Origin of the sequence: Streptomyces sp. ADI95-17 (assembly GCF_003846175.1) — a bacterium.
In the GTDB taxonomy this organism is placed as follows: Bacteria; Actinomycetota; Actinomycetes; order Streptomycetales; family Streptomycetaceae; genus Streptomyces; species Streptomyces sanglieri.
Map to the genome: position 1 here is coordinate 187,328 of NZ_ML123044.1, position 1,243 is coordinate 188,570.

Consider the following 1,243-nt stretch of genomic DNA (forward strand, 5'->3'; position numbering starts at 1 on the left):
GCCGATCCTGACGACGGACGCGCGGCACCGCGCGGACGCCAAGAGCGCGCTGATCACGCTCGTGGAGCACGCCCTCATGGCGCGCCTGCGGTAGGGCCCCGGTCCGGACGTACGGAAAGGGCCCCGCACTCCCGAAGGAGTGCGGGGCCCTTTCGCGCGTTGTCCGTCAGCCCTGCCAGGAGTGCGGGGCACGGAAGCCCGGCGTGCGCTCCAGGCGGCGCCAGCCGGCGGTGTTACGGCCCCGGTGGGCGGGGGGCGCGGCGGGCTGGGCCGCGGCGCGGGCGAGCAGGACCGCGGTTATCGCGGCCAGCTCCTCGGGGTCGGCAAGGCCCTTCTCGACGCGCAGCACGGACTCGGCGGCAGTGCTCATGGGTTGTTTCTCCGTCTTCTCGGCAGGTCTTCGCGGGCTCGGCAGGGGTACTGCGCGCGGTGCGGACTACTGCGGGGGGTTGCCGTGCTTGCGGGACGGCAGGTCGGCGTGCTTGGAACGGAGCATGGCGAGCGAGGCGATCAGCACCTCGCGGGTCTCGGCGGGGTCGATGACGTCGTCGACCAGGCCGCGCTCGGCTGCGTAGTACGGATGCATCAGTTCCGCCTTGTACTCCTTGACCATGCGCTTGCGCATGGCTTCCGGGTCCTCGGCGTCGGCGATCTGCCGACGGAAGATGACGTTGGCGGCGCCCTCGGCGCCCATGACCGCGATCTCGTTGGTCGGCCAGGCGTACGTCAGATCCGCACCGATGGACTGGCTGTCCATCACGATGTACGCACCGCCGTAGGCCTTGCGCAGGATCAGCGAGATCCTCGGCACCGTGGCGTTGCAGTACGCGTAGAGCAGCTTCGCACCGTGCCGAATGATTCCACCGTGCTCCTGATCGACCCCGGGCAGAAAGCCGGGTACGTCCAAAAGAGTGATGATGGGGATGTTGAATGCATCACACATCTGGACGAAGCGGGCCGCCTTCTCGGAGGCTTCGATGTCCAGGACGCCGGCGAGGGTCTGCGGCTGGTTGGCGACGATGCCGACGACCTGGCCGTCCATCCGGGCCAGGGCGCAGACGATGTTGCGGGCCCAGCGCTCGTGGATCTCCAGGTAGTCGCCGTCGTCGACGAGCTCCTCGATGACCTTGTGCATGTCGTACGGGCGGTTGCCGTCGGCCGGAACCAGGTCCAGCAGGACGTCGCCGCGCCGGTCGGCGGGGTCGTCGCTCTCGGCGGTGGGCGGGTTCTCGCGGTTGTTGGA

At 69.4% G+C, this 1,243-nt stretch carries 2 protein-coding genes and 1 pseudogene; 1 reads left to right on the plus strand and 2 read right to left on the minus strand.

Annotated elements, in window-relative coordinates; all coding sequences use genetic code 11:
* A pseudogene (locus EES42_RS00835) lies at nt 1-94 on the plus strand (ATP-binding protein); the annotation flags it as partial.
* Between the two features lie 72 nt (nt 95-166).
* Here the strand turns inward: EES42_RS00835 and EES42_RS00840 are convergent.
* Nucleotides 167-370 (minus strand): acyl-CoA carboxylase subunit epsilon, encoded by a 204-nt coding sequence (locus EES42_RS00840; RefSeq protein ID WP_093545194.1) that lies wholly within the window; start codon nt 368-370, stop codon nt 167-169.
* Between the two features lie 66 nt (nt 371-436).
* On the minus strand, nt 437-1,243 hold an 807-nt coding region (locus EES42_RS00845), incomplete at its 5' end, for an acyl-CoA carboxylase subunit beta (protein ID WP_277426091.1).